This window comes from Seohaeicola sp. 4SK31, assembly GCF_028802875.1.
Lineage (GTDB): Bacteria > Pseudomonadota > Alphaproteobacteria > Rhodobacterales > Rhodobacteraceae > Seohaeicola.
Genome location: NZ_JARAMP010000090.1, coordinates 1 through 1,059, shown reverse-complemented (window position 1 = coordinate 1,059; position 1,059 = coordinate 1). Strand labels below are relative to the sequence as shown.

At 60.9% G+C, this 1,059-nt stretch carries 2 protein-coding genes; both read left to right on the top strand.

The window, feature by feature from the left end; all coding sequences use genetic code 11:
- Nucleotides 1–128 precede the first annotated feature (128 nt).
- Nucleotides 129–452, top strand: coding sequence for a hypothetical protein (locus PVW27_RS21545; RefSeq protein WP_274561261.1), 324 nt, complete (start codon nucleotides 129–131; stop codon nucleotides 450–452).
- Between the two features lie 16 nt (nucleotides 453–468).
- Nucleotides 469–1,044, top strand: coding sequence for an IS630 family transposase (locus PVW27_RS21540; protein WP_274561259.1), 576 nt, complete (start codon nucleotides 469–471; stop codon nucleotides 1,042–1,044).
- Nucleotides 1,045–1,059: the final 15 nt, after the last annotated feature.

The window sequence follows — 1,059 nt, the reverse complement described above, 5'->3', positions numbered from 1 at the left end:
TTAGAGCGTGTCGCGCCTGATCAGATTCTGGATTCCCATAGCGATCATCCTGTGATTCCATGTCTTGGAGGCAGATATGGGGGGCAGAGATGGGAAAACCGTATCCTGTTGAGTTGCGTGATCGTGCCGTGCGGCTTGTCGAGGAGGGCAGCACGCATACCGAGGCGGCGCGGCGGCTGTGTGTTTCGATCAAGTTCGTGAACGATATGGTGCGTCTCAAACGGGAGACCGGCTCGCTTGCGCCGAAGCGGCAGGGCAATCCCGGGCGCGGCAAGCTGACCGGTGTAAAGGGCTGGGTGGAGCGCCGGATCGCGGCGCAGCCCGATCTGACAATTGACGAATTGACGGCGGAACTGGCCGCAGAGCACGGGGTGAAGGTGCATCGTTCATCCATCGGCCGGCTGCTGCTCAGATTGGGGCTGTCACACAAAAAAAGACCTGCAAGCGCTTGAGCAGAAGCGCCAGGACGTGGCCGACCTGCGCCGCATCTGGATCGGCAAACGCCAGCCCTTCATGGCCAGGCATCTGGAAAGACTGGCATTTATTGACGAAACCTCGGTCAAGACCAACATGGCCAAGACCACCGGCTGGGCTCCGCGCGGGCAGCGCCTGGTCGATCACGCACCGTTCGGGCATTGGCGCACCCAGACGTTCATCGGTGCCCTGCGCCATGACCGGTTGGACGCGCCCTGGGTGATCGACGGAGCGATGAATGGCGAGATGTTCGACATTTATGTCGGGACCCAGCTGGTGCCTACATTGCGCGAGGGCGACGTGGTCATCCTCGACAACCTGTCGAGCCACAAGAGCCCCGGCGCGGCCAAAGCCATGCGCGACATCGGCGCGTGGTTCCTCTTCCTGCCGCCATACAGCCCCGACCTCAACCCGATCGAAATGGCCTTCTCGAAGCTCAAGGCGCTAATCCGAAAGGCCGCCGCCCGAACCTACCAGGAACTCTGGAAGGCCGTCGGCCATGTCTGCGACCTCTTCACCGACGAAGAATGCTACAACTTCTTCAAAGCCGCCGGATACAAAACCGATTAAACGCGACACGCTCTA